Here is a 24488-nt window from a genome sequence, read left to right as displayed (position 1 = left end):
CCTAAAGGGGTGTTTTTTTGCTATTTAAAATGGCTTGTATGCGTGGGTTAAGTTGTTTTCCGTGCTGTAGTTCGTACTCTTCTCGTTTGATATCATTGACATTTTTTATCGAGTGGGCGGGCAGCAAGTTATCAGGCAACTCAGTAATGAGCTTGCCCTTTTCTTCCAACCGTTTCGCCTCTAAATAATATTTTTTAAACAGTTGATCCAGTTTATTTTCCGCCACCCGTTTTAAATCATACAATTTATTTTGCACTAACCACTTTTCAATTTGATTTTCAGGCTCACGCGAAAGGACACGAATGCGGCTGTCTAACAGCTCTTCTGCGGTTAAAGCATCGCGTAGCACCCATAGCTCGCCCATTTGTGGCGGCCAGCTATTACCCAATTGAATCCGTTCATGGCAATGCTTTAGCACTCGGTTCAGGCTATTGGCATCGATTGATTCGGCAAAATCGATAAACTTGCCGGTAGGCTGGCTGCCGTACTGGTATTCCCACTGCGTTTCATAAACGCTTAGAAAAGAACCAAAGACATGCAGACACCAGTCAGAGGGTTCTTCATCTCCAACCACTTGTGGGGTGGTTGGTTCAGAAGGTGGGTTTTTTTCCTCTTTGGATAAGCTGCTGTCGGAAGCGCTCAGATGGGCTAAGCTTCGGTTTATACCCATTTCCCGCAGTTTGCTCTCGATTTCCTGAATGTTCAGAGGTTTTCGCTTGCTGTCTTTCATTGAGTTTCTCGTTCGTCAGCCAATACTGAAGTTTGTTTTCTAGGCGAGAGATGGTTAATAACTCACTCGCTTTTGATTTATGCCATAAAACGAACTTTTTCCAAACCAGAATATGATCATTGCTAATCCCAGAAAATTTGAAAGCTCGTTCAGCCCACATTGGAATTTCATTTTCATCTAAATCATGTGTCGCAATCGCATTACCTTGCATCAGATTAGAGGCGTTATTACGGTAATGTAACGCTTGCTTCGGTACATTAGGAAAGCTTTCCTGAGGTGTAGGTGCAGGTGCAGGAGTAGTCAGGGCTACCTCGGTATCTTTTTGATCAATCCGCATTTTAAAAATATGCAGCTCCATACCTTGGCGATATTCAACATTGATTTTCTCTAGTTTTTTTTGCTCACATAATGCCCGTAAGCATTCGGCTAATCCAAAAGTAGACATACAGCACAACGGGCCCATATGCTTTAAGTTCACCGTTACGTATCCCATATCATCGGTACTATCTGCGAGCATCAGTAAAGCCAGTTTTTCTGCTGGATTTGCACAATTGAGTTGCCAGGCTAGATGGGTATATTTTGCGCTCACTTATCTTGGCTCCGATTAGGATAATATCAAATCAATCGCTATTGTATGCCACTGAAGAAGGGAGTTGTAGAGTTAGCCACAATTAAATCGAATAAGGCAAACAGAAAGCCGTGATTGTTTGATGCTAAGCTGACTTGATAAAATAAAACTCAGCAGAGCTTTGCAAATTTAGCGTTGAGGTAGGTTGTGTTGTTCGAAAGGTCAACAAACTCTAGTCATGCCAAACTCTGGTCATGCTGCATTGCAAGTACCATGATAATAAGGAGAAGTACCATGCTAACAATACATGGATTGGATCACGTAGTTTTACGAACAACAAAATTGGAAAAGATGCTGGATTTTTATTGCACAGTATTAGGCTGTCAGATTGAACGCGTCTTACCTGAAGAACTTGGATTGACACAACTTCGAGCCGGTAGTGCTTTGATTGACTTAGTGACCGTCAATAGTGAGCTCGGTCAGGAGGGAGGAAAACCACCACAGCAAGATGGGCGTAATGTCGATCATCTTTGTTTACAGATTTCACCGCTTGCTGAAGCTGCGCTTATTCACTATCTCGATCACCACCAGATCCCACATTCAGGCTTTGCCAAACGTTATGGTGCACAAGGATTTGGCCGCTCTATTTACATTGAAGACCCTGAAGGTAATGTGATTGAACTCAAACCGTTGAATCCGGAGTAACGAAATACCGGCGATCCATGGCGGCCTATTTTCACGTTAAATCGGTGTTTATCATAGAGTGATAACTCTTACTTTACATTTGGTTACATAGCGTTATAGTCAAATGCGGTGAGTGTCGCAAAAGATAAGGATGGTTATGCTGGCTCTTTTTTTCAAATGTTTGCTCGGTGCATTGGCTGTTTTGCTGATAGCTCTGCTTTCGAAAAGTAAAAGTTTTTTTATTTCTGGCTTGGTTCCTCTTTTTCCTACTTTTGCCCTCATCGCTCACTACATTGTTGGTACTGAACGTACTATGGAAGAGCTAAGAATAACCGTGCTCTTTGGGTTGTATTCATTGATTCCTTATGCCGCTTATTTATTGGCCGTTTATTACTTCAGTTATCAATTTAATCTCCTGTGGACTCTCAGTTTTGCTACTTTGGTGTGGATTGCTTTTGCGGGTCTACTTTTGGTGAGCTGGAGTCGTTTTCATCCGAGTGTGGCATAAGCTTTGCTGTTAACGTGTATTGCTGTCTGTATGGCTTTTAAAGCCGAGTGAGGCTTCTTTGTGTTCAAGAGAAATTCTTTGTCTAATCTATTAAAAATTACCATGATAGCTTTGCTTTCGATGTCGATTGGCGTGTGTTTCTCACTGCCATTAGCCGAACTGTTTATCGCCGCAATTTTGGTTGTTCTTCTGCGAAAAAAAGCCAATATTAGCTTAACGTTGCCTAAAACTTTGTTGATGTTTATTCAAGTGGTATTAGGGATCAGCGTTGGAGCCACTATTTCGATAGGGGAACTGGCCCAAACCTTAAGTTTCCCGATGGTGATTGGTTTAATTATTTGCCTGATGTTACAAACCAGTGGCGGTTTTTATTGGCTCTATAAACGTGAAGGGTGGCATCCCTTTGAGTCGCTATTGGGGGCGGTGCCTGGTGCAATGGCAGCCATATTGGTGATCAGTGAATCGGGCAGTAAACCGTCATCCAAAGTAGTATATGCGCATTCGGTTCGTTTGATCATTTTGATCTTGATGGCAGGGGTTATCTCCACTAGTGCGACGGAAACGGCAATTAATAGTATCACTATGACGATTCAGCACTGGACGATATTATTGATATTGGTCGCTATCAGTATGTTATGTGGGAAACTCTCGATTAAATTTGGTATTCCAGCTCCTTATATGATTGCCTCGCTATTAATTACAGCAAGCGTGAATAGCGTGATGCCTGACGATGCATTATTGGTTCCCGTTTCTCTGGTGTTATTTGCCACCGCGCTACTGGGAGTATTGATTGGCATACGCTTAGCGGAAACGACGTTACGAGAAGCCTTTTGTTACTCAAAAGCCGGCATGATGGTGACGCTTATCGGATTAACGGTTGCGGTTGGTGTTTCTTTTTTAGCCGCACACTGGTTGGGAATGAGCTGGTTAGTTTTGCTGCTCTCTTGGGTGCCCGGAAGTGTTGAAGCGATGACCGCGGTGGCCCTTTTACTAGGATTAGAGCCTGCGTTTGTGATGGTTAATCACGCGATTCGATTATTGTTGCTGTATACCATGCCTGCATTATTTAAACAGCAGTTAGAACAGTTGCGTAATAAACATTAACAGGGGTGGCAGGTTAAATCGAACCGCTCTCGATTGGGAATCCATATTTTATGATCTGATGGATTCCCGAGCGCTTTTGAACCAACAAACACACCAGCCGATCAACTAACGGCGAGCGTTTGATGTGACGCTTCAGCAACGGGTTCCAAATAGTGAGCGACTTGTGCGATACAGTCTGCATCATGGTCAATGCCTAATTTGCTCCGTCGCCAAAAAATATCTTCCGCTCGATAGGCATATTCGTTCTCAATCAAATAATCAATTTCTCGTTGAAAAAGCGTCTCACTAAAGGCTATGCCTAAGTCATCGATCGTTTTGACATCATGCAGTAGCGCTTGAGTACGTGAACCATATTGTTTCAGCCAGCGTGTTAAAGTTTGATCACTGACAAATGGAACTTGTTGCTTGAATTGAGTCAACAAAGCCTTGAGTTGGTAATTTTCGCCACCCGGTAAGGCGGATTGATCTGTCCAGCTTGACTTCATTTGTGGTAGGAATGCAGAGAGCTGTTTCATGGCTGCTTCTGCCAACTTACGATAGGTGGTGAGTTTGCCTCCGAAAATGGAAAGTAAGGGGGCTTCTTCTCCTTGTTGATCAAGCGAGAGAGTATAGTCGCGAGTGATAGCCTGTGGTGAGTCTGATTCGTCATCACACAGTGGTCGAACCCCACTAAATTCGGAAATAATGTCATCAATACTGATTTCACGCATAAAATGTTGATTAACGACATTGATTAAATATTGACGTTCTTCGCTTGAAATCTCGACCTCTCTAGGGTTGCCTTTATATTCAACGTCAGTAGTGCCTATCATTGAATATTGATCCAGATAAGGAATAACAAAAACAATACGTTTGTCTTCATTTTGCAGAATATACGCTTGCGGTTCATCGTGAATTTTAGGAACGATGATGTGTGAACCTTTGATTAATCGGATGCCATAAGGTGAGCGAATTTGAATATGACTGTCTAAAAATTGTTTTACCCATGGGCCTGTTGCATTCACCAATGCGCGACTTTTACGCACAAAGTGACTTTGCGTGCGTTCATCAAATAAAGTCACATTCCAGAGCGATCCCTCTCGCACGGCTTTCTCAACCCGGCAGTAATTCATGACTTCAGAGCCAAGCTCTTTGGCTTGCATCGCATTGAGAATGACTAGTCGTGCATCATCCACCCAGCAGTCTGAATATTCAAAACCGACCTTCATTTCTGGTTTAGTAACGGTTCCTGCTTTGAGTGGCACTTTTTGACTGGCAGGCAAAGAGGTTCGTTTACCCAAGTGATCGTATAAAAATAGCCCAATACGAATCATCCATGCAGGACGAAGAAAAGGGCGGTGAGGAAGACGAAAGCGCATAGGCGTCACGAGGTGAGGGGCTTTTTTAAGCAGCACTTCGCGTTCAGCAAGTGCTTCACTGACGAGACGAAACTCGTAATGCTCAAGGTAGCGCAAGCCGCCATGGATTAATTTAGAACTAGCTGATGAGGTGGCACTGGCAAAATCTTGTGCTTCATATAGCCCAATTTTTAATCCTCTCCCTGCCGCATCTGCGGCAATGCCAGCGCCATTAATACCACCACCAACCACAATGATATCTAACACTTCATGTTCGTTAAATTGCGTTAAGCTCTGTTTTTTTTCCATATCGATGGCCTTTTTGATTCTTTTTTTGTTTGTTTATGTTCGTATGAAAGCATTAAACAGTAAAAAATGGCAGTTTTCACTCGTTTATTTTTGATCTTGATCATGTTTTGCTGTAGTTTCTATCTTATGGCAAACATGAAGTGGGATCGAAAACCATCATGATTGGCTGAAGTGACGATAAAGGATAAATCAGTGCCAAAAAGGATAGACAGGTTGCCGTAGGAAAAAAGCAGGCGCAATAAAAAAGCCCGCTTATCGCGAGCTTCTATATTAGGATTTGTTTAGCCGTTATTTATTTTTGAAAAACGTCTTTAAAGTCGCGTTTTAAAATCGGATCGCGACGAGCTTTTTTAACTTGCTTAACCATATCTTTAACACAGCTATGCAACACTTGATCAAGCAATTGAGCACGATATTCTTCTTTATCTTGCTCCGTCATCTCTTGAGGTAAGTTTAGCGTTGGAAATTCTTCCATTACCTCAATACCAGCAAAAGCCTGACTAACAGAAATAAGTGCATGGAACTGTTCAAAATTATCCAGGATATTTTGTGCACTAGCAGGCAGGCTATTCCAAGCCTCTCGAACGACTTCCTCTGAGACCTCATGGATGGAAGTCACCATGCTGTACATCTGCTCTGGCACTTGATCAAACTCGATCACTTGGCGTAGTTCAGGTGAAATAGTATCTAAAGTAATGGTCGGTGCTTCAGTTTGAGTCGTTTCTGACATGAAAAATTTCTCATCAAGGAAAAACCTCATGCTAAAAAGTTACGCTGAAATGTCAACCTAAACGTATCAATAAAGCGCTAAGCGCGGCGATTTTGTGCGTATCATCAGCATGGCTAGCAGTGGATAAAGGTTGATGCTGAGCTTTTCTACTAAAAATCAGACCAAAAGCCAGAGCGCGATTGAATTCATGAAAAAAAGACTCCTACGATAGCGGCCTAGAAAAGGAGTCCGCCGCATCGCAAGAGTCATCGTCTTTAGATAAGGTTAGTTCTGTTGACGGATAAGGTAGTCAAACGCGCCAAGGCTGGCTTTGGCTCCTTCGCCCATCGCTATAATGATTTGTTTATAAGGAACCGTTGTCGCATCACCAGCAGCAAAGACACCCGGCATACTGGTTTCACCACGGCTACCAATTTCAATTTCACCACGATCAGAAAGCTCAACGTCTGAATCTTTTAACCACTCGGTATTAGGAACCAGTCCAATTTGAACAAAAATGCCTGAGAGTTCGAGCTGCTTGATTTCATCGGTGTTACGGTCTTTATACTTCAGCCCAGTAACTCGTTTTCCATCGCCAATCACTTCTGTGGTTTGTGCCATCGTGATGATTTCGATATTCGGTGTTGAGTTGGCTTTATTGATCAATACTTGATCTGCCCGTAGCGTATCAGCAAACTCTAGTACGGTGACATGTTCGACAATTCCTGCCAGATCAATCGCCGCTTCAATCCCTGAGTTTCCGCCACCGATCACGGCTGTCTTTTTCCCTTTAAATAAAGGGCCATCACAGTGAGGGCAGTAGGCAACCCCTTTATTGCGGTATTCTTGCTCACCCGGTACGTTCATTTCACGCCAGCGAGCTCCCGGACTTAAAATCACACTTTTACTTTTTAACTGAGCACCGCTTTCAAGGCTGAGGTGAATATTACCATCGTTGGTAAAATCAGCGCCCATCAGTTTATTGGCTTGCTGCTCAGTAATAATATCCACGCCATACTCTTTGAGGTGTTCGCCTAAATCTGCCGCCAATTTGGGGCCTTCGGTATGCTTAACGGAAATAAAATTTTCAATCGACATGGTGTCCATCACTTGACCGCCAAGGCGTTGGGCGACAATTCCGGTACGAATGCCTTTACGCGCTGCGTAAATTGCTGCTGCCGCTCCCGCAGGGCCACCACCGACAACCAGTACATCGTAGGGGGCTTTGTCATTTAAGCTTGCTGCGGCTTTTTGAGCGGCCCCATCATCGAGTTTATGGAGAATTTCAGTAAGGCTCATTCTGCCTTGACCAAATAATTCGCCATTAATAAAGACACTCGGTACTGCCATGATGTCGCGCTGTTTGACTTCATCTTGGAATAGAGCACCGTCAATCATAGTGGCACGAATATTAGGATTGATCGCTGCCATCATATTGAAGGCTTGCACCACATCCGGACAGTTTTGGCAAGATAGAGAAATAAAGATTTCCACATCCAGCTTTTTATCCAATTGTGCAATTTGTTCAATAACCGCAGGTTCAAGTTTCATGGGATGCCCACCGGAGTGGAGCAGAGCCAAAACTAAAGAGGTAAATTCATGCCCCATAGGTACGCCAGCAAAGCGTAGTTGAGTCTGTTTGGTTGGGTTAGTCACCGTCATCACGGGTTTACGTGCACTGGCTTGATCATCTTGGATTACGGATACTAAAGCACTGAGGTCTGCAATTTCATTCGCGAGTGAAAGAATGTCTTGTGAAGCTTTGCTTTCATCGAGACTAACCACTAAACGGACTTCTTCTTTCAGATTACTGAGATATTGTTGTAATTGTTGCTTGATCGCTTGGTCTAGCATGGTTATCTAATCCTGTCGAATAATGTGATAAAGAGAATGGCTACTCTGGATAAATGCGAAATGCCCTTTGGTCGCTGTTAAGTTTTTATCTATGTTAGAGATTGAACGAAAAGGGAGAGCAAACCGGGCATTTAGGTCGTCAAAGTAAAACACCCGGCTTGCTCTTAATTAGCGGTAAAGGTTAGATTTTACCGACTAGGTCTAGCGAAGGAGCAAGCGTGGCTTCACCTTCTTTCCATTTTGCTGGGCATACTTCACCTGGGTGTGCCGCAACGTATTGCGCCGCTTTAATTTTACGCATCAGATCTTCTGCATCACGACCAATCCCTTCAGCGGTAATTTCCATCGCTTGAATCACCCCTTGTGGGTCAATAAGGAAGGTCGCACGGTCTGCTAGGCCTTGACCTTCACGCATCACGCCAAAGTTGTTAGTGATGTTGCCCGTTTGATCACCGACCATGTAGTAGTTGATTTTGCCAATCGTGTCAGAGCTGTCGTGCCATGCTTTGTGAGTGAAGTGGGTGTCTGTTGAGACAGAGAACACTTCTACGCCACGTTTTTGTAGTTCTTCGTAATGGTCTGCAAGGTCACCAAGCTCAGTTGGGCAGACAAACGTAAAGTCTGCTGGGTAGAAGAAGAACACGGCCCATTTGCCAAGAACATCTTGTTCTGTGATCTCTACGAATTCACCGTTTTTATATGCTGTTGCGCTAAATGGTTTGATATGAGTGTTAATCATTCTTTACTTTCCTTTCTTGTAAGTTTTTGATTTCGCAATGTCTTGCGTTCGGTAAGTATATTCCCACTTTGAGTTGATAAAGGAAAATTGCTTATATCTATTCTTTTGATAGGCAAAACCTATTTTTAAGCGATGTTGTTGCGCTCGACATTGATTGATTGACTAAATCAAGCTATTAATAGTTTAAGATAAAATTGGTTTGGTAAACAAAATGTATAAAAGTATATGGGTTGGTGTATTGGCGAGTGTATTTGCATCACAGATCAGTGCAAATACTCACAATCAGCAATGGTCTTTGGATCAATGGATGCCTAGAATCATCGGAGGAAAAGAGTCAGACGTAAACGCTTGGCCTTTTATGACTGCATTAGTCAAAAATAATGCAATTAATACTTATAAAGGACAGTTTTGTGGCGCGAGTTACCTGGGTGATGGGTGGGTGTTGACCGCAGCCCACTGTATCGAGAGAATCAACGTTAACGATTTTCATGTGCATATTGGCGTGCATAATTTACGTCAAGCGAGTAGTGAAGGCGAACGTGCCGAAATTAAAGCAGTTTATGTGAATCAAAACTATGCGGCTGCTAGTGATTACAGCAATGATATTGCTTTGATTGAGTTAAGGTCGAAACCTAATGCTGACGCAGTAGTGCTAAAAACAACGGGAGAAGGGCTTTCGGAAGGGCAAAATTTAACAGTCATGGGCTGGGGAAATAAGGTATCAGATCGTAATCAAACACCCGACTATCCATCAGTGCTGAGACAAGTCGATGTGCCTTATGTGCCGAGAACAACCTGTCAAAATCTTAATGGTGCCTATGCCAAGATTGGTAAGGATGCCATTTGTGCTGGCTTTCCAGAGGGGGGATACGATTCTTGCCAAGGCGATAGTGGCGGGCCTTTAGTGGTTAAAGAAGGTGATAACGTGCAGCAAGTTGGTATCGTTAGTTGGGGGAATGGCTGCGCTCAGCCAAACGCCTATGGGGTTTATGCTAATGTTGCTTATTTTCAAGATTGGATCGCCAAGATAAAAGAATTGGGTATCAGTTATTCCCAATATACTTATCGTAAAGTGACTCAACCAACCGTAGAGGAAAAGCTGACAATAGAAAATACTTCTGAAGCCGCATTCTCTATTATCAAGATAGAACTTGAGCCTGATTCCAAGCTCACCATAACAACCAATACTTGTCTTGGTGCGACTTTAGAGCCTTCTACTAGCTGTAGCATTCATCTCACCTCAACCTCAAAAAAACTGTTTCCTCGTTCGACTGATGCCCGTGAAGTTTAACAGCTAACCGTTACGACTAACCGAGAAAATAATGAAAAATTATCGTTTGCCTTGATGTTTGAGCGTGACCAAGAAAATAAAGAGGTTACTACTTCTAGCTCAGGTGGCAGTATCAGTTGGTCTTTATTGGGGTTAGGCTTACTCGGTTGGTTCCGTTTTCGTCAAGGAGTGAAATGGTGATAAGAGTCGTATTCAGCATCGTATTGGCCTTTATGTTGAGTGCTTGTAGTGGCGCAGAGACTGCTGTAACCAATACCACTGTAGCAGGGGATAAAGTCCCTCTATTGAGCTATCAAATAAACTCACACCATATCGTTTTTGAAGCGCTGGGGAATGGATGCAGCCAAGCGGATCATTTTGCGTTACAGATAGACTCAATCCATCAACAAGCAGCAACCGTATCGGTGATACGCGTTAAACAAGATATGTGTCGTCGGATGCCAATGTGGGAATCGTTCACGCTTGCTTTACCTAAAGCACTCCAAGGGAAAACGCTTTCGGTGACCAATGCCCAAGGGCAGGCAAATCTCAAAGGGTAATTGTACTAGGGTCTGTTTTCAATCAGCAAAAGCCAGTGGTAATCCACTGGCTGAGAACTAAATGTGTGCTAGGCGTGAGCAAAATAGTAAGTGCGATACCCACCGATCAAATTACGTGCTTTAAAGCCGTGGTTCACCAACTGGCGATAGGCGACGTTACCGCGTAACCCAACTTGGCAGTAGATAATGATCTCTTTGTTTTTCGGTAACTCATGCAGCCGCTGACGTAATTGATCGACCGGAATATTGATGTCGCCTTTGAGATAACAACCATTTTGCCGTTCATCCGGGTTGCGGACATCTAACAGAATCTGATCGTCGGTTAGGGTGTCAAGTTGCTCAAAATGAATCGCTTTAGCGTCACCTTTCATCAGGTTGGTGGCAACAAATGCAGCTTGGTTAATGACATCTTTTGCGCTGCCGTACGGTGGTGCATAAGTCAACTCTAAGTGCTGCAGTTGTTCAACGGTCATACCGGCACGTTGCGCAACCGCCATCACGTCAATCCGTTTATCAATACCGTCTTTACCGACTGCTTGTGCGCCGAAAATTTTACCGTTATTCGGATCAAACAACATTTTAAATGAGACAATTTCTGCCCCTGGGTAGTAACTGGCATGACTTGCGGTATGTACATAAACTTTTTCGTATTCAATGCCTTCACGTTTAAGTTGCTTCTCATTTTTACCGGTTGAAGCTACCGCCAAGTCGAAAATCTTACAAATTGCGGTACCCTGTGTACCTTGGTAAGTTTCAGTGCGGCCAAGCATGTTGTCGGCAGCCATTCGACCTTGACGGTTCGCTGGCCCTGCCAGTGGCACTAGTGTTGGTCTTCCTGTGACAAAATCTTTCTCTTCGATGGCGTCTCCCACGGCATAGATAGACGGATCACTGGTCTGCATTGACTCATTGGTCCAGATGCCACCAAGCTCACCAATTTGTAAACCAGCGTCTTTCGCCAGTTGAGTTTCAGGACGCACGCCTATCGCCATGATCAGCAATTCAGTCGATAAGGTATCACCGTTATTAAGTGTTAGCATTAATTGACCACATAAGTGCTGCTGTCTGACGGTTTCACCAGCATCAGCATTAGCAATTGAGGTCGTTGGCACAAACTCAACCGACTGAAGTGCAACCCCTAAACGTAGGTCGATGCCTTTATCTCGGATTTCGGCATGAGCAAAACCAGCCATTTCTCGATCGACCGGGGTCATCACTTGATCGGCCATTTCGATCAAAGTGGTTTTGATGCCTAATTGATGAAAGGCTTCCATCATTTCTAATCCGATAAATCCACCGCCGACCACCGTTGTATGGCTAGGCTGATTCATCTGAATCGCCTTCATGATGTTATCCATATCTGGAATATTACGCAGTGAATAGGTGAGTGGATTGTCTAAGCCTGAAATCGGGGGGATAACAGGGCCAGCACCAGGGCTCAGTAGAAGAAAATCATAACTTTCTTCATATTCCGTGTGATCAATGAGATTGCGGATTGTGACGGTTTTGGTATCACGATTGATGCGCAACACTTCATTCATCACCCGTACATCAACATTAAAACGGGCTAAAAAGCTTTCAGGGGTTTGCAGGAGTAAGTTGCTACGTTCTTTAATGTCACCGCCGATATGATAAGGCAATCCACAATTAGCAAATGAAACAAAAGGGCCTCGCTCAAACATAATAATTTGAGCCTCTTCACTTAAACGACGAGCCCGGGCAGCGGCAGAAGCGCCACCGGCAACTCCGCCCACAATAACGATTTTTGTCATAACGACTCCAAAAAATACATGCCCTACACTGGTTAAGTGGTAGGGCAAAGGATGAATCTTTTTTATACCCACTCAGCAATAGGTTGGGCAACGGCAATAGACTCGAATTTACTTAGCTAGTATGCCTATTTTTTTTAGGACAAATACACCAGGGCAGGTACCGGTAAATGCGCTTTGTAGCAAGTTGGCACCAATAAACACTGTCAGCCATATAAAATTAGCATGGATAAACACGGTTAATAGTACTGAGAGAAGAATCATACTTCCTGCGATGACTCTGATGCCATTTTCGATTGTCATAGTTTTAGCCTCCGTTGCAAAATTGGTTCTACTATAAAACCTTATTTTAGCTATGTCTAATTTTAATTTATCTAAATTTGATAGTTCTAAATAAGGTTTGACTAATTTAGTTGTCTTTACGTATGATTAACACTCAATGACAACGCGAGGGATAAGGTATGGATGGAATAAATGTCAATCAGATGCACACCCGAGCGGTTGAGGTCGCCGAATTGTTAAGCATCATGGCTCACCCAGAGCGACTCATGGTAGTTTGTCAATTAACGCAAGGAGAAGTTGGTGTGACGCAATTGATGAAGAGTTCATCATTGAGTCAGTCAGCATTTTCTCAACATTTAGCAGTATTAAGAAAACACGGATTGATTCAAGCTCGCAAATCTTCTCAGCAGGTTTTTTATTCATTAACCGATAGTCGATTAAGTCAATTTATCCACCATTTACAAGCGGTATTCTGTTCTTAGTTTAGCGTGAACCAACAAAGGGGCAATTATGACATTTTCCATTCCTTGGGCGTCGCTGCTTGGCGGCATATTATTGGGGATTTCAGCGACCTTGATGCTACTACTTAATGGAAAAGTAGCCGGAATTAGCGGCATTTTAAATGGTATTCTCTCTCCTAAAGCACAAGATTTCATGTGGCGATTATTATTTGTGGTAGGCATGATTGCTGGTGGGGTCGCCGGGGTTAATCTGTTCACCAGCGATGTTCCCATGACTTATGGCACTCAAACTAGCCTGTTAATTGGTGCGGGATTACTGGTCGGATTAGGAACACGTTTAGGTAACGGTTGTACCAGTGGCCATGGCATTTGTGGTATCGGGCGTTTATCCATTCGTTCTATCGTTGCAACGGGGATATTTATGTTGGTTGCCGGTATTACCGTCTATCTTCGTCTTCACCTACTTTAATGCAATAAAAGTAAGGATAACCTTATGAGAAAAATATTCTTTCAGCTGACTTCTCTCGTTTCTGGGGTGTTATTTGGCGTGGGAATGGCCATATCAGGAATGGCTAACCCAACAAAAGTGATTGGGTTTTTAGACATTGCAGGGACTTGGGATCCCAGTTTGATCTTTGTCATGGGCGGTGCTCTGTTGGTGTTTCTGCCAGCTTATTTTTTACTAATCAAGCCCCAGCAAAAACCATGGAATGCCTCAGAGTTCTGTTTAACTACAAACCGGACGATTGATGCCAAGTTACTTCTAGGTGCGGCACTGTTTGGCATTGGCTGGGGAATCGCAGGCATTTGTCCGGGGCCCGCTGTATCGAGTTTAGCGTTGGGTAATCCGGATGTTTGGATCTTTTTTATTTCGATGATCGTTGGATTAAGTGTGATGAACTTTTGGCTGAAAATGCAAAATCATTAAATCGTATTTTATCACCCACCTCATCTATTGCCTCAGGGCTTGTTGACCTCTCACCGCGGTGAATACGTTTTTGTTTCGCATACAATTTAACCGCTAAAGATCAACACGCCCTAATTGGGGCTTTTTTTGTTTGTCATTGTGAATAACTTTTCGGAACCATAATCACTCGCTAGGGGATAAAAATTCGTGCCATTACGGTATTATTTTGGTTATTTTTTTCTTGCATTGCTCTCAGCCCTTTACTTGATTGGAGTACAAAAAAAGCAACATAAATTTTTATGAAAACCTCATTTTTTACTTTCATAGTAGATTGAGATCTTATTCTATAAGATTGATTCCTTCTTACTCATTGTCCGTTTTTTATTGATCTATATCAATACGCAACCCACTGGCTTTTCGTTAAATACAGCACAACATATAGTGCTCAACGTGCAATATAATAACCATATGGTGTATTTGTGGATAATTCTGTGAATATGCAGGGTAAGGAGAAATGGTGAAACCAATAGTAATCAAACGAGATGGATCAAAAGCCCCATTTAGTCGAGATCGTATTCAATCTGCTGTGGAAAGTGCAGCGGATCAGGTCACTAATGAAATCGCAATTTATGCATTGAATGTTGCGTTGGCAGTCGAGCTTAAACTCAAAGAGTATGAACAAGTTCATATTGCTGAGATCCAAACTCTGGTAGAGAACGAACTCATGCAAGGTCCGTATAAAGCATTGGCTCGTTCATACATTGAATATCGCCATGATCGTGACATCGCTCGAGAGAAGCAGAGTACGTTAACTAAGGAAATTGAAGGATTAATTCAAGAAAGCAATGCCGATCTTCTCAATGAGAATGCCAATAAAGACGGTAAAGTGATTCCAACTCAACGTGATTTGCTAGCGGGTATAGTGGCAAAACATTATGCCAAAACACGTATTTTGCCACGTGACATTGTACAAGCGCATGAAGAAGGGGATATCCATTATCACGATCTGGATTACGCACCATTTTTTCCCATGTTTAACTGCATGTTGATTGATTTAAATGGCATGTTAACCCATGGATTTAAAATGGGTAATGCTGAAATTGAGACACCGAAGTCAATTTCTACCGCAACGGCAGTAACGGCCCAAATTATCGCGCAAGTGGCTAGCCATATTTATGGTGGCACAACCATTAACCGTATTGATGAAGTTCTTTCTCCTTATGTGACTTCTAGCTATAACAAACATTTGGCCATCGCCCAAGAATGGGAGATTGCAGAGCCTCAGGCTTTCGCAATGGCTCGTACTGAAAAAGAATGTTACGACGCATTCCAATCATTAGAGTATGAAGTCAATACCCTACATACAGCGAATGGGCAAACGCCATTTGTTACCTTTGGCTTTGGTTTAGGAACCAGTTGGGAAGCTCGGTTAATTCAGCAGTCTATCTTAAAAAATCGCATTGCAGGGCTTGGAAAAAATCGTAAAACGGCAGTCTTTCCTAAGCTGGTCTTTGCCATCAAAGATGGCCTAAACCATAAAACGGATGATCCTAACTATGATATTAAACAGTTAGCGTTAGAGTGTGCCTCTAAACGTATGTACCCTGATATTCTTAACTATGACAAAGTCGTCGAAGTCACAGGCTCATTTAAAACCCCAATGGGCTGCCGTAGTTTTTTAAACCCATATGAGGAAAATGGCGAATTAGTCCATGAAGGTCGTAATAATTTAGGTGTAGTGAGCTTAAACCTACCGCGTATTGCGCTCAAGGCGAAAGGTGATCTTGATACTTTTTACCACTTATTAGATAAAAAATTGAAGCTTGCACGTCGAGCGTTAGAAACACGTATCCATCGATTAGAGAATGTGAAAGCACGTGTTGCGCCTATCTTATATATGGAAGGGGCATGTGGCGTCCGTTTAAAAGCGGATGATTCTGTCGCGCAAATATTTAAACATGGTCGAGCTTCGATTTCATTAGGCTATATCGGGGTGCATGAAACTATGAATGCGCTATTTGGTCAACAGCAACACGTTTATGATAGCGCAGAGCTACGTGAGCATGCCTTAAATATTATTGGAAAACTTCGTGCTGCAGTTGACCAATGGAAAGCAGAAACGGGTTATGCCTTTAGCCTTTATGGCACCCCTAGCGAAAACCTATGCAGTCGTTTTTGTCGTATTGACACTAAAGAATTTGGTGTCATTGATGGGGTAACCGATAAAGGCTATTACACCAATAGCTTTCATTTAGATGTTGAAAAGAAAGTGAATCCTTACGATAAAATTGATTTTGAGATGCCATATCCTTCCCTCTCGAGTGGTGGTTTTATTTGCTATGGTGAATTCCCCAATATGCAACGTAACATTGAAGCATTAGAGAACGTTTGGGATTACAGTTATACCCGAGTGCCATACTATGGTACGAACACGCCCATTGATGAATGTTATGAATGTGGATTTACGGGAGAATTTGAATGCACCAGTAAAGGGTTTGTGTGTCCTAAATGTGGCAACCACGATTCTTCAAAAGTGTCGGTGACTCGGCGTGTATGCGGTTATTTAGGTAGTCCTGATGCCCGTCCATTTAACTTCGGCAAACAAGAAGAAGTTAAACGTCGTGTGAAACATCTGTGATTTTATGAATTATCATCAATACTATCCAATTGATGTGGTTAATGGGCCGGGCACGCGCTGTACTTTGTTCGTTTCCGGCTGTCTCCATCAATGTCGAGGGTGCTACAATAAAAGCACTTGGCCACTAGATTCTGGACGTCCTTTTACCACTGCAATGGAAGATCAAATTATTGCAGATCTTAATGATTCTCGGATACCGAAGCGGGGGCTTTCTCTTTCCGGCGGTGATCCACTGCATCCAGACAATGTCGCAGCGGTATTGCATTTGGTTGAGCGAGTAAAGAAAGAGTGTGTTGGAAAAGATATTTGGTTATGGACCGGATATTGTTTACACGAACTAGATGAAAAGCAGCGGCAAGTGTTAGATTACCTTGATGTCTTGATCGATGGTAAATTTGAGCAATCATTGGCTGACCCGAGTTTAGACTGGCGAGGGAGCAGTAATCAGATCATTCATTACTTAAAGTTGTAAAAATCACTTTCGATTTTTCCTTATCTGGTGTTTACTTGAAAGTCATTACTTGAATTTCAAAGGGTTGTGACTTTCATGCTTTCACATTTACCAACACCAACATTAGATCCCATTCTTTCGCTTTCCGTCGCATTTCGCCAAGATCCACGTCCTCAAAAAGTAGATCTCGGGATTGGTGTGTATAAAAATAGCCAAGGCGAAACACCAATAATGCAAGCGGTGCAGCAGGCACAAGCCATGGTTGTAAATACACAAACCACCAAGTCATATGTTGGATTAGCGGGTTGTGAAGAGTTTAATCAGCACATCGCTAAGCTAGTATTAGGGGAGACGCCGGTATTTGATCGTCTGACTTCAATTCAAACCCCAGGAGCTAGTGGCGCTTTACGCATGCTTGGTGATTTAATGCGGGTCGCTCAACCAGAAACCACCGTTTGGCTAACCAATCCTAGTTATATTAACCATAAACCAGTGATGGAAGCCGCAGGATTAAAGGTTAAATACTATGCTTATTTCAATCCACAGACTAAGTTAGTTGATGTGGCACGCATGTTGGATGATTTATCTCATGCAGGGCCAAAAGATGTCGTGCTATTGCATGGGTGTTGCCATAATCCAACAGGAGCCGATATTGATCTCTCTGCTTGGCAGGCAATTACAGAGTTAGCTCTTAAACAAGGCTTTACTCCTTTTGTTGATATTGCCTACCAGGGCTTCGGTGGTGGGCTCGAAGAAGATGCCAGCGGTTTACGCTATATGGCAGCAAAAGTTGAGGAAATGTTGATCACCACATCCTGCTCTAAAAATTTTGGTTTATACCGAGAAAGAACAGGGGCTGCTATAGTATTAGGAAAAAACGGGCAGGAGATTGCGAACGCTCGGGGCAAAATGTTGACCTTAGCACGCTCGACTTACACCATGCCACCGGATCACGGTGCCGCATTGGTGAAAACCATATTACAAAGTGAGGCATTAACCTCCCTTTGGAAACAAGAACTCAATACCATGCAACACCGCTTGTTAAACCTGCGTCAAACCTTATGTAATGAGTTGAGAAATCAACATAATACGTCACAATTTGATTTTATTGAAAGTCATCAAGGGATGTTTACCGTGCTTGGATTTAGTGCCGCGCAGATGCATCGATTGCGAGAAGAGTTTGCAATATATGGTGTGGCTGATGGTCGAATTAATATCGCAGGGTTAACCGAACAAGATATTCCTTATGTGGCAGAGGCGATAGTTAAGGTATCTTAACTGATGTTTGATTAGGTGAATGAATGAAATCACACTGGAAAATTTTTATCCTAGGTATACTTTCTGGCACATTGAGTGCTTGCTCCTTTCTACCCGCACCACACAGTACGCCGGAACAGCAGCAAGAACTGACGCCCATTGAACATGTGCCACCAGAAAGTAACCAAGTGGCTATCGAGGAGGAAACCCATTTAGCCCCTCACTCAATAGAGCCTGCGGTATTAGTTTTATCTTCGACTAAAACATCGGATGGAAAATTAATTCTTGGTGATCAAGAGTGGGTATATGTACCTGCATTACAGGAACATTTCCGGGCAAGAATTGATACTGGAGCAGCGACGTCTTCCATCAGTGCTGTAGACATTGTGCCATTTGATCGAGGGGGCAAAGACTGGGTTAAATTTCGAATTGAACATGATGGTATTAAAAGCAACGAAATGAATCTTCCGGTTGAACGTTGGGTTCGCATTCGTCAATCAGCTAGTGAAGCGGCACATCGCCGTCCAGTGGTTGTCACGTGGATTCAAATTGGTGATCTAAAAGAAAAAACAGAATTTACATTAGCCAATAGAACTCATTTAACTTTTCCACTTTTGTTGGGAAGAAGTTTCTTTAAACATGTAGCAATTGTTGATGTCAGTCGTCAGTACGTACAAGAAAAACAACAAAATTAAATCGCCTTTTCTTCATGTAATCCTCCTTTATTTAGGGGGATTACTGTTTAATACGCCGTCGATGTAGTAAGCGAGGCTTGTTTAATACAGTTTCTGCCCGATTTTTTTGCCTTATATAAAGCTTCATCTGCTAGCTTTAAGGCTCGTTTCGGATCGCTTTCAATACGGCTATCACAAATTCCCATACTCACCGTGATGTTGACCGAGTTTTTCCCCCCTTCATGGCGTTTTTTCACGCCAGCCCGCTGACTTTTAGGGCGTTCTTCTATATTACGGATGAAGAGATCATACTGCTCAATATCGTTGCGTAACCACTCAAGAGACTCCTCGGCCTGAGAGGCATATTTTCCTTTAAATAAAAGGGTAAATTCTTCACCACCATAACGGTAAACATGAGCTTTACCTGGTATCTGCCGTAATCGACTGGCTACTAATCTGAGTACATCATCGCCCGTATCATGGCCAAATTGGTCATTAAAGGTTTTGAAATGGTCAATATCTAGCATAGCGATAGTAAACTTTTTACCTAATCGTGGTAAATCGAGATCTAAAGCATAGCGCCCTGGTAACTGGGTAAGGCGATCTTTAAATGCCAATTCATGGCCAATCGAGAGTAAGTATAGAAGCAGAAAAATACCCGCTAATGAAAACATCGTACTGGAAATATAGGGGACATGAAAAAAAACAAAAGTCACAGTCATAAATAGTATCGACGTATACATGACAGCATCCATCAGACGATTTCGGGTCAAGAGCACGATGGCACAAATACCTAACATCAAAGCAAGATATAGGACAACGATAACAGGTAAGCGAGACAGTCTTGGTTCGACATAAAGCAGCCCATTGAGCCCATTAAGCGGCTCAGAGTCGAAGTGAACCACGATCAATGTACTCCACAAAGCAAAAAATATTAATAGAACCAGATACAATACAAAGCCTTTACTAAAAAGTCCTTCATTACGTAACGTGTAACTGATGAGACTTGCAACGGGCAGCAATACCGCTAATAAAGATAATTCAAGTAAGGTTGACCCCGTCGTCAGTGGGGTTTGTAAACGATAATGAATCACCCAATAGCTAATCATAAGGGTACAAGCGATCATCGCGATACGACTTTGCTTAAATAGATGAGCGACAGCAATGGCGGCGAAAAAAAGCACATACGGGAGCGTACCAGCAAAACCACTATTGGTTTGGCTGACGAAAATAACGTTATTCATCCCTGCCCATACCGCGAGCAGCAAGAGAAGAGGAAAAGCAAAACGAAACCAAGACGAGGAGGTAAAGCCCGTAAACATGTTTTATTTTTAAACCATTTGCTGTAATTATGAGGTAAAGAACAAACCAGACATTATGAAAAAAAGAGCGATGACTTATCTCTCGGGAGAGTCTGTTGACTTTTCGCCGTTAAAATTTGCAAAAATCAGCCAGAAAGGTGAACAGACCCTAGTGATCAGAATACGTTGATTTCATCAATTGCCAACCTTTTGCTAAACTAGACGTGAACATAACGATATCGTTTTCGCTGAAAATGCTAATTTTAGCTTTCATTGCCAACCATCTTGCTGAAGTGTAACAGGCTTTTTGTATTATAAGTGAGATAGAATTGTTTTGTCTGCTATGAAATGATAAGGAATTCAACGATGCAACTGAACATGGAAGTCCATAATTATATGGAAACATTAGTTGGACAAGTCCTAGCCCAAAGTTACTATGTTTCACAATATGATACAGATCAATTAGCCGATTTAGCCTGTTTAGCATTAAATCAAATTCGGCCTGTGTATATTCGCTTTGATATTGATTTTTTATCCTCACTGCCAGAAGAACGCTTAGTGATATTAAAACAGCGAGCTGTCGCGGCAGTTGAAGCCGCAGAGCCGATGATCATCAATGATAGGCGAACCGATCGAGAGCTTATCATTCCCGTCTTGTTTGGGACACGTACGGTGGATGACGAAATGCCTTTAGAATGGTATGAAACCCCCATTATGGGAGAGAAATTAATCGATAAGGAGTAGTTGTGGGCTTATTTTCTCGTTGGTTTAGTCGTCACTTAAAAAATGACATTATTGATGAAAAACCCTATGAATATAAAGGTTTTTTAATTTATCAGGAGCCGATTAATGAACACGGTCAATATCGTGTTGCCGGGCGAATTACTCAGGAGGTGAATGGCGAATGGAAAGAACATCGTTTCATCCGCTCTGATTTACTGTCCAGTGAAGCACAAGCAAAAGAACTCATGTTAAAGAAAGCACAGCTCTACATTGATCAGATGAGTGGTCAGATCTTTCAGTAATTAACCAAGTCATTGACAGAAATCATAAATAAAAGAACGCTAAGTCGATATGCTTATCGTTCTTTTATTTATTTGTGTGCTTTGCAAAGCCCTATTTTTCTCAGCTGTGGCTTGAGTCTATTTGCTATTTGCTATTTGCTCTGACTTCATGCAAGTTAGATAGCTAACATTACGTCACTCTAGTCTGATATACCCTTATATGCGGAGTCGATTGCGATGATCGGTTTTTAAAGGTAAACAGAGAAAAATAGAATAATCATTGTGCCAATAGTCAAGGAACTGCTATGCAAATTGGTGTACCAAAAGAAATTCTCGCAGGAGAAACGCGAGTTGCTGCTTCCCCCTCATCGGTTGAACAGTTAATAAAATTAGGTTTTGATGTCGTCATTGAATCCCAAGCGGGGATTTTAGCCAGTTTTGAAGATTCTGCTTTTCAAACGGCAGGAGCCACGATTGTAGATAAAGAGCAGGTGTGGAATTCAGAACTGATTTTAAAAGTGAACGCGCCTGTTAGTCATGATGAAATTGACGAAATTGCTTTGCTCAAGGATGGAGCCACACTAATTAGCTTTATCTGGCCAGCACAACAAGCGGAACTGATGGAAAAGCTTTCGAGCAAAAATATTAATGTACTGGCGATGGATTGTGTGCCACGTATTTCACGAGCGCAAGCGCTAGATGCGCTATCATCCATGGCGAATATTGCGGGTTATCGAGCCGTTGTTGAAGCAGCCCATGAGTTTGGACGGTTCTTTACTGGCCAAATTACCGCGGCAGGAAAAGTTCCCCCTGCAAAAGTTTTTATTGCCGGTGCCGGTGTGGCTGGTCTTGCAGCTATTGGGGCAGCAGGAAGTTTAGGCGCGATTGTTCGTGCATTTGATGTACGTCCAGAAGTCAAAGAACAAGTGCAATCTATGGGCGCTGACTTTTTAGAAGTTAACTCCCAAGAAGCTGCGGGCTCTGGGGATGGTTACGCCAAAGAGATGTCTGATGAGTTTAATCGAAAAGCAGCAGAGCTTTATGCTGAACAAGCAAAAGATGTCGATATCATCATTACAACAGCACTGATCCCAGGTAAGCCAGCTCCTAAATTGATCACCAAAGAGATGGTTGATAGCATGAAAGCGGGAAGTGTCATTGTTGACTTAGCAGCAGCCAATGGCGGAAACTGCGAATATACTGTCAAAGATCAAGTAGTTGTGACCGAAAATGGTGTCAAGGTCATTGGTTATACCGATATGGTTGGACGCTTACCTACGCAATCGTCACAGCTTTATGCAACCAACTTAGTTAACTTACTTAAATTACTTTGTAAAGAGAAAGACGGCACAATCAATATCGATTTTGACGATGTGGTCTTACGCGGCGTGACTGTGGTTAAACAGGGCGAAGTTACTTGGCCTGCGCCGCCAATTCAAGTGTCTGCGCAACCTCAACCCACACCAGCTAAACCTGTCGTTGAAAAAGTACAAGCTGAACCGACATCACCGATTAAAAAATTGCTCGGCCTTGCGGTTGGGGTTAGTGCTTTTGCATGGGTTGCTTCTGTCGCTCCTGCTGCATTCCTCGGTCACTTCACGGTTTTTGTTTTGGCTTGTGTGGTTGGATATTACGTTGTTTGGAACGTGACACATGCTTTACATACCCCTTTAATGTCAGTGACGAATGCTATCTCCGGTATTATTGTTGTTGGGGCATTATTACAAATTGGGCAAGGAAATGGCGTGGTTACCGCTTTGGCATTTATTGCTGTTTTAATTGCAAGTATTAATATATTTGGTGGCTTTACGGTAACCAAACGTATGCTTGAAATGTTCCGTAAAGACTAAGGGAGTTCACAATGTCTGCAGGATTAGTACACGCGGCTTATATTGTGGCTGCTCTATTTTTTATTTTAAGTTTGGCTGGTCTATCAAAGCAAGAGTCGGCAAGGGCAGGGAACTATTATGGGATTGCAGGGATGGCGATTGCCTTATTTGCAACTATTTTTAGCCCAGATGCTCAAGGGCTCAGTTGGATTTTACTGGCGATGGTTATCGGTGCGGGGATTGGTATCCACTTAGCAAAAAAAGTGGAAATGACCCAAATGCCTGAGTTGGTCGCTATGTTACATAGTTTTGTTGGTATGGCGGCAGTCTTGGTCGGCTACAATAGCTTATTAGATGCCCCTTCGGTTACCACTCATGCTGAACATGTGATCCACCTAGTCGAAGTTTTCCTTGGAGTATTCATTGGCGCGGTGACCTTCACTGGCTCTATCGTTGCTTTTGGTAAATTACGTGGCACGATTAATTCATCACCACTTAATTTGCCACATAAACACAAGTTAAATCTTGCCGCGCTGGTTGTATCTGGACTATTAATGATTAATTTTGTTAATACTGATGGAGGGTTATTTCCCTTAATCGTTATGACAATGATTGCTTTAGTCTTTGGCTACCATTTAGTGGCTTCGATCGGTGGTGCCGATATGCCAGTGGTTGTGTCAATGCTGAATTCTTACTCTGGTTGGGCAGCCGCCGCCGCTGGGTTTATGTTAGCTAATGATCTCTTAATTGTGACCGGTGCATTGGTTGGTTCTTCAGGTGCCATTCTGTCTTATATCATGTGTAAAGCAATGAACCGCTCATTTATTAGTGTCATAGCTGGTGGCTTTGGTCAAGAAATCGTGATTAATTCCGATCAAGAGCAAGGTGAATACCGTGAAATGAACGCAGAAGATGTTGCCGATCTACTCAAAAATTCAAGTTCCGTAATCATCACTCCTGGATATGGTATGGCGGTTGCTCAGGCTCAATACCCAGTTTATGAGATCACCGAAAAACTGCGAGCGCAGGGAATCAAGGTTCGTTTTGGAATTCACCCGGTTGCTGGTCGGTTACCTGGACACATGAATGTTCTATTAGCAGAAGCTAAAGTACCTTATGATATCGTACTAGAAATGGACGAAATCAACGATGACTTTGCTGAGACCGATACCGTTTTAGTTATCGGAGCCAATGATACGGTTAACCCAGCCGCGTTAGAAGATCCCAACAGCCCAATTGCAGGTATGCCCGTTTTGGAAGTTTGGCATGCTAAAAATGTCATCGTCTTTAAACGCTCCATGAATACGGGCTATGCCGGTGTGCAAAACCCACTATTCTTTAAAGACAATACTTATATGTTATTTGGTGATGCCAAAGAGAGTGTAGACTCTATATCTAAAGCGTTGTAATCTTATCTCTAGGTTTAATAATGAAAGCCAGCAAATGCTGGCTTTCATTATTTTGGCTAATAGCCAGTCTTCTTTTTGACATTAGCCCTGTTTATTATTGACAGGGAAATAACAACAACATTTTATATCTATTA

General features: G+C 42.6%; 26 protein-coding genes. 17 read left to right on the top strand and 9 right to left on the bottom strand.

Annotated elements, in window-relative coordinates:
* Position 1 precedes the first annotated feature (1 nt).
* Positions 2-670, bottom strand: a complete 669-nt coding sequence (locus FKN05_RS03630) for a hypothetical protein (RefSeq protein ID WP_161427371.1) — start codon at positions 668-670, stop codon at positions 2-4.
* Positions 591-1319, bottom strand: coding sequence for a hypothetical protein (locus tag FKN05_RS03625; protein WP_170886915.1), 729 nt, complete (start codon positions 1317-1319; stop codon positions 591-593). The genes FKN05_RS03630 and FKN05_RS03625 overlap by 80 nt, the downstream gene beginning before the upstream one ends.
* Positions 1320-1592: 273 nt before the next feature.
* Here FKN05_RS03625 and FKN05_RS03620 point away from each other — a divergent pair, with 273 nt between their 5' ends.
* The 3 genes from FKN05_RS03620 (at position 1593) to FKN05_RS03610 (ending at position 3594) form a co-directional block, all read left to right on the top strand.
* Entirely contained in the window at positions 1593-2003 is a 411-nt protein-coding gene (locus tag FKN05_RS03620; protein ID WP_099612392.1) for a VOC family protein, read from the top strand.
* A 136-nt stretch (positions 2004-2139) separates the two neighbouring features.
* Positions 2140-2490 carry a GlpM family protein gene (locus FKN05_RS03615; protein WP_099612393.1) on the top strand — a complete coding sequence of 117 codons (351 nt, stop codon included), beginning with the start codon at positions 2140-2142 and terminating at the stop codon, positions 2488-2490.
* 60 nt (positions 2491-2550) lie between these two features.
* A complete protein-coding gene (locus FKN05_RS03610) occupies positions 2551-3594 on the top strand; it encodes an AbrB family transcriptional regulator (RefSeq protein WP_161427396.1) in 1044 nt (347 codons plus the stop codon).
* Positions 3595-3695: 101 nt separating this feature from the next.
* Here the strand turns inward: FKN05_RS03610 and glpD are convergent, their stop codons facing one another.
* The 4 genes from glpD to ahpC form a co-directional block, all read right to left on the bottom strand.
* Entirely contained in the window at positions 3696-5240 is a 1545-nt protein-coding gene (gene glpD, locus FKN05_RS03605) for a glycerol-3-phosphate dehydrogenase (RefSeq protein WP_170886914.1), read from the bottom strand.
* 292 nt (positions 5241-5532) lie between these two features.
* Positions 5533-5970 carry a DUF3069 domain-containing protein gene (locus FKN05_RS03600; protein WP_099612395.1) on the bottom strand — a complete coding sequence of 146 codons (438 nt, stop codon included), beginning with the start codon at positions 5968-5970 and terminating at the stop codon, positions 5533-5535.
* Positions 5971-6234: 264 nt separating this feature from the next.
* The gene (ahpF, locus tag FKN05_RS03595) at positions 6235-7803 is read right to left on the bottom strand and encodes an alkyl hydroperoxide reductase subunit F (RefSeq protein ID WP_099612396.1); all 1569 of its coding nucleotides are present in this window, start codon (positions 7801-7803) and stop codon (positions 6235-6237) included.
* Positions 7804-7984: 181 nt separating this feature from the next.
* Complete coding sequence (ahpC, locus tag FKN05_RS03590; protein WP_099612397.1) at positions 7985-8542, bottom strand: alkyl hydroperoxide reductase subunit C; 558 nt, start codon at positions 8540-8542, stop codon at positions 7985-7987.
* A 211-nt stretch (positions 8543-8753) separates the two neighbouring features.
* Here ahpC and FKN05_RS03585 point away from each other — a divergent pair, with 211 nt between their 5' ends.
* From FKN05_RS03585 to FKN05_RS03575, 3 genes are read left to right on the top strand one after another with little or no spacing between them, the layout of a single operon-like run.
* Positions 8754-9833: a S1 family peptidase gene (locus FKN05_RS03585; protein ID WP_170886913.1), complete on the top strand. Its 1080-nt coding sequence runs from the start codon at positions 8754-8756 to the stop codon at positions 9831-9833.
* Between the two features lie 54 nt (positions 9834-9887).
* Complete coding sequence (locus FKN05_RS03580; RefSeq protein ID WP_170886912.1) at positions 9888-10013, top strand: GlyGly-CTERM sorting domain-containing protein; 126 nt, start codon at positions 9888-9890, stop codon at positions 10011-10013.
* Positions 10007-10372 (top strand): hypothetical protein, encoded by a 366-nt coding sequence (locus tag FKN05_RS03575; RefSeq protein ID WP_170886911.1) that lies wholly within the window; start codon positions 10007-10009, stop codon positions 10370-10372. Before FKN05_RS03580 ends, FKN05_RS03575 begins: the two co-directional genes overlap by 7 nt.
* 68 nt (positions 10373-10440) lie before the next feature.
* On the opposite strand, the gene FKN05_RS03570 is transcribed toward FKN05_RS03575, so the two are convergent.
* Entirely contained in the window at positions 10441-12144 is a 1704-nt protein-coding gene (locus FKN05_RS03570) for an FAD-dependent oxidoreductase (protein ID WP_170886910.1), read from the bottom strand.
* A 108-nt stretch (positions 12145-12252) separates the two neighbouring features.
* Positions 12253-12444 carry a YgaP family membrane protein gene (locus tag FKN05_RS03565; protein WP_099612399.1) on the bottom strand — a complete coding sequence of 64 codons (192 nt, stop codon included), beginning with the start codon at positions 12442-12444 and terminating at the stop codon, positions 12253-12255.
* A gap of 158 nt (positions 12445-12602) precedes the next feature.
* Between FKN05_RS03565 and FKN05_RS03560 the strand changes: the two genes are divergently transcribed.
* The 7 genes from FKN05_RS03560 (at position 12603) to FKN05_RS03530 (ending at position 18832) form a co-directional block, all read left to right on the top strand.
* Positions 12603-12905: an ArsR/SmtB family transcription factor gene (locus tag FKN05_RS03560; RefSeq protein WP_099612400.1), complete on the top strand. Its 303-nt coding sequence runs from the start codon at positions 12603-12605 to the stop codon at positions 12903-12905.
* Between the two features lie 28 nt (positions 12906-12933).
* Positions 12934-13353 (top strand): YeeE/YedE family protein, encoded by a 420-nt coding sequence (locus FKN05_RS03555; protein WP_099612401.1) that lies wholly within the window; start codon positions 12934-12936, stop codon positions 13351-13353.
* Positions 13354-13377: 24 nt separating this feature from the next.
* On the top strand, positions 13378-13812 hold the full coding sequence (locus FKN05_RS03550) for a YeeE/YedE family protein (protein WP_161430674.1): 435 nt from the start codon (positions 13378-13380) through the stop codon (positions 13810-13812).
* Positions 13813-14308: 496 nt separating this feature from the next.
* Positions 14309-16429 (top strand): anaerobic ribonucleoside-triphosphate reductase, encoded by a 2121-nt coding sequence (gene nrdD, locus FKN05_RS03545; protein WP_170886909.1) that lies wholly within the window; start codon positions 14309-14311, stop codon positions 16427-16429.
* 4 nt (positions 16430-16433) lie between these two features.
* Positions 16434-16901, top strand: coding sequence for an anaerobic ribonucleoside-triphosphate reductase-activating protein (gene nrdG / locus FKN05_RS03540; protein WP_099612403.1), 468 nt, complete (start codon positions 16434-16436; stop codon positions 16899-16901).
* 75 nt (positions 16902-16976) lie between these two features.
* On the top strand, positions 16977-18158 hold the full coding sequence (locus FKN05_RS03535) for an amino acid aminotransferase (protein WP_161428293.1): 1182 nt from the start codon (positions 16977-16979) through the stop codon (positions 18156-18158).
* 23 nt (positions 18159-18181) lie between these two features.
* Positions 18182-18832, top strand: coding sequence for an ATP-dependent zinc protease family protein (locus FKN05_RS03530; RefSeq protein ID WP_170886908.1), 651 nt, complete (start codon positions 18182-18184; stop codon positions 18830-18832).
* 47 nt (positions 18833-18879) lie between these two features.
* Here the strand turns inward: FKN05_RS03530 and FKN05_RS03525 are convergent, their stop codons facing one another.
* Positions 18880-20133: a GGDEF domain-containing protein gene (locus tag FKN05_RS03525; RefSeq protein WP_170886907.1), complete on the bottom strand. Its 1254-nt coding sequence runs from the start codon at positions 20131-20133 to the stop codon at positions 18880-18882.
* Between the two features lie 345 nt (positions 20134-20478).
* Between FKN05_RS03525 and FKN05_RS03520 the strand changes: the two genes are divergently transcribed.
* The 4 genes from FKN05_RS03520 to pntB all read left to right on the top strand — a co-directional run bounded on the left by FKN05_RS03520 (position 20479) and on the right by pntB (position 24354).
* Complete coding sequence (locus FKN05_RS03520; protein ID WP_161430891.1) at positions 20479-20856, top strand: late competence development ComFB family protein; 378 nt, start codon at positions 20479-20481, stop codon at positions 20854-20856.
* A 2-nt stretch (positions 20857-20858) separates the two neighbouring features.
* Positions 20859-21137: an HlyU family transcriptional regulator gene (locus FKN05_RS03515; RefSeq protein ID WP_170886906.1), complete on the top strand. Its 279-nt coding sequence runs from the start codon at positions 20859-20861 to the stop codon at positions 21135-21137.
* A gap of 284 nt (positions 21138-21421) precedes the next feature.
* Positions 21422-22966 (top strand): Re/Si-specific NAD(P)(+) transhydrogenase subunit alpha, encoded by a 1545-nt coding sequence (locus FKN05_RS03510; protein WP_099612406.1) that lies wholly within the window; start codon positions 21422-21424, stop codon positions 22964-22966.
* A gap of 11 nt (positions 22967-22977) precedes the next feature.
* Entirely contained in the window at positions 22978-24354 is a 1377-nt protein-coding gene (pntB, locus tag FKN05_RS03505) for a Re/Si-specific NAD(P)(+) transhydrogenase subunit beta (protein ID WP_099612407.1), read from the top strand.
* Positions 24355-24488 lie beyond the last annotated feature (134 nt).

This window comes from Vibrio sp. 1-1(7), from assembly GCF_013048485.1.
GTDB lineage: Bacteria > Pseudomonadota > Gammaproteobacteria > Enterobacterales > Vibrionaceae > Vibrio > Vibrio fujianensis.
The sequence above is the reverse complement of the archived record's forward strand: the minus strand, read 5'-3'. Positions and strand labels throughout refer to the sequence as shown.

Bases quoted from the DNA above. Each gene is read 5' to 3' on its own strand.
- FKN05_RS03630 (WP_161427371.1), bottom strand. From the start codon at position 670: ATGGGTATAAACCGAAGCTTAGCCCATCTGAGCGCTTCCGACAGCAGC.
- FKN05_RS03620 (WP_099612392.1), top strand. From the start codon at position 1,593: ATGCTAACAATACATGGATTGGATCACGTAGTTTTACGAACAACAAAA.
- FKN05_RS03615 (WP_099612393.1), top strand. From the start codon at position 2,140: ATGCTGGCTCTTTTTTTCAAATGTTTGCTCGGTGCATTGGCTGTTTTG.
- glpD (WP_170886914.1), bottom strand. From the start codon at position 5,240: ATGGAAAAAAAACAGAGCTTAACGCAATTTAACGAACATGAAGTGTTA.
- FKN05_RS03600 (WP_099612395.1), bottom strand. From the start codon at position 5,970: ATGTCAGAAACGACTCAAACTGAAGCACCGACCATTACTTTAGATACT.
- ahpF (WP_099612396.1), bottom strand. From the start codon at position 7,803: ATGCTAGACCAAGCGATCAAGCAACAATTACAACAATATCTCAGTAAT.
- ahpC (WP_099612397.1), bottom strand. From the start codon at position 8,542: ATGATTAACACTCATATCAAACCATTTAGCGCAACAGCATATAAAAAC.
- FKN05_RS03585 (WP_170886913.1), top strand. From the start codon at position 8,754: ATGTATAAAAGTATATGGGTTGGTGTATTGGCGAGTGTATTTGCATCA.
- FKN05_RS03580 (WP_170886912.1), top strand. From the start codon at position 9,888: ATGTTTGAGCGTGACCAAGAAAATAAAGAGGTTACTACTTCTAGCTCA.
- FKN05_RS03575 (WP_170886911.1), top strand. From the start codon at position 10,007: ATGGTGATAAGAGTCGTATTCAGCATCGTATTGGCCTTTATGTTGAGT.
- FKN05_RS03570 (WP_170886910.1), bottom strand. From the start codon at position 12,144: ATGACAAAAATCGTTATTGTGGGCGGAGTTGCCGGTGGCGCTTCTGCC.
- FKN05_RS03565 (WP_099612399.1), bottom strand. From the start codon at position 12,444: ATGACAATCGAAAATGGCATCAGAGTCATCGCAGGAAGTATGATTCTT.
- FKN05_RS03560 (WP_099612400.1), top strand. From the start codon at position 12,603: ATGGATGGAATAAATGTCAATCAGATGCACACCCGAGCGGTTGAGGTC.
- FKN05_RS03555 (WP_099612401.1), top strand. From the start codon at position 12,934: ATGACATTTTCCATTCCTTGGGCGTCGCTGCTTGGCGGCATATTATTG.
- FKN05_RS03550 (WP_161430674.1), top strand. From the start codon at position 13,378: ATGAGAAAAATATTCTTTCAGCTGACTTCTCTCGTTTCTGGGGTGTTA.
- nrdG (WP_099612403.1), top strand. From the start codon at position 16,434: ATGAATTATCATCAATACTATCCAATTGATGTGGTTAATGGGCCGGGC.
- FKN05_RS03535 (WP_161428293.1), top strand. From the start codon at position 16,977: ATGCTTTCACATTTACCAACACCAACATTAGATCCCATTCTTTCGCTT.
- FKN05_RS03530 (WP_170886908.1), top strand. From the start codon at position 18,182: ATGAAATCACACTGGAAAATTTTTATCCTAGGTATACTTTCTGGCACA.
- FKN05_RS03525 (WP_170886907.1), bottom strand. From the start codon at position 20,133: ATGTTTACGGGCTTTACCTCCTCGTCTTGGTTTCGTTTTGCTTTTCCT.
- FKN05_RS03520 (WP_161430891.1), top strand. From the start codon at position 20,479: ATGCAACTGAACATGGAAGTCCATAATTATATGGAAACATTAGTTGGA.
- FKN05_RS03510 (WP_099612406.1), top strand. From the start codon at position 21,422: ATGCAAATTGGTGTACCAAAAGAAATTCTCGCAGGAGAAACGCGAGTT.
- pntB (WP_099612407.1), top strand. From the start codon at position 22,978: ATGTCTGCAGGATTAGTACACGCGGCTTATATTGTGGCTGCTCTATTT.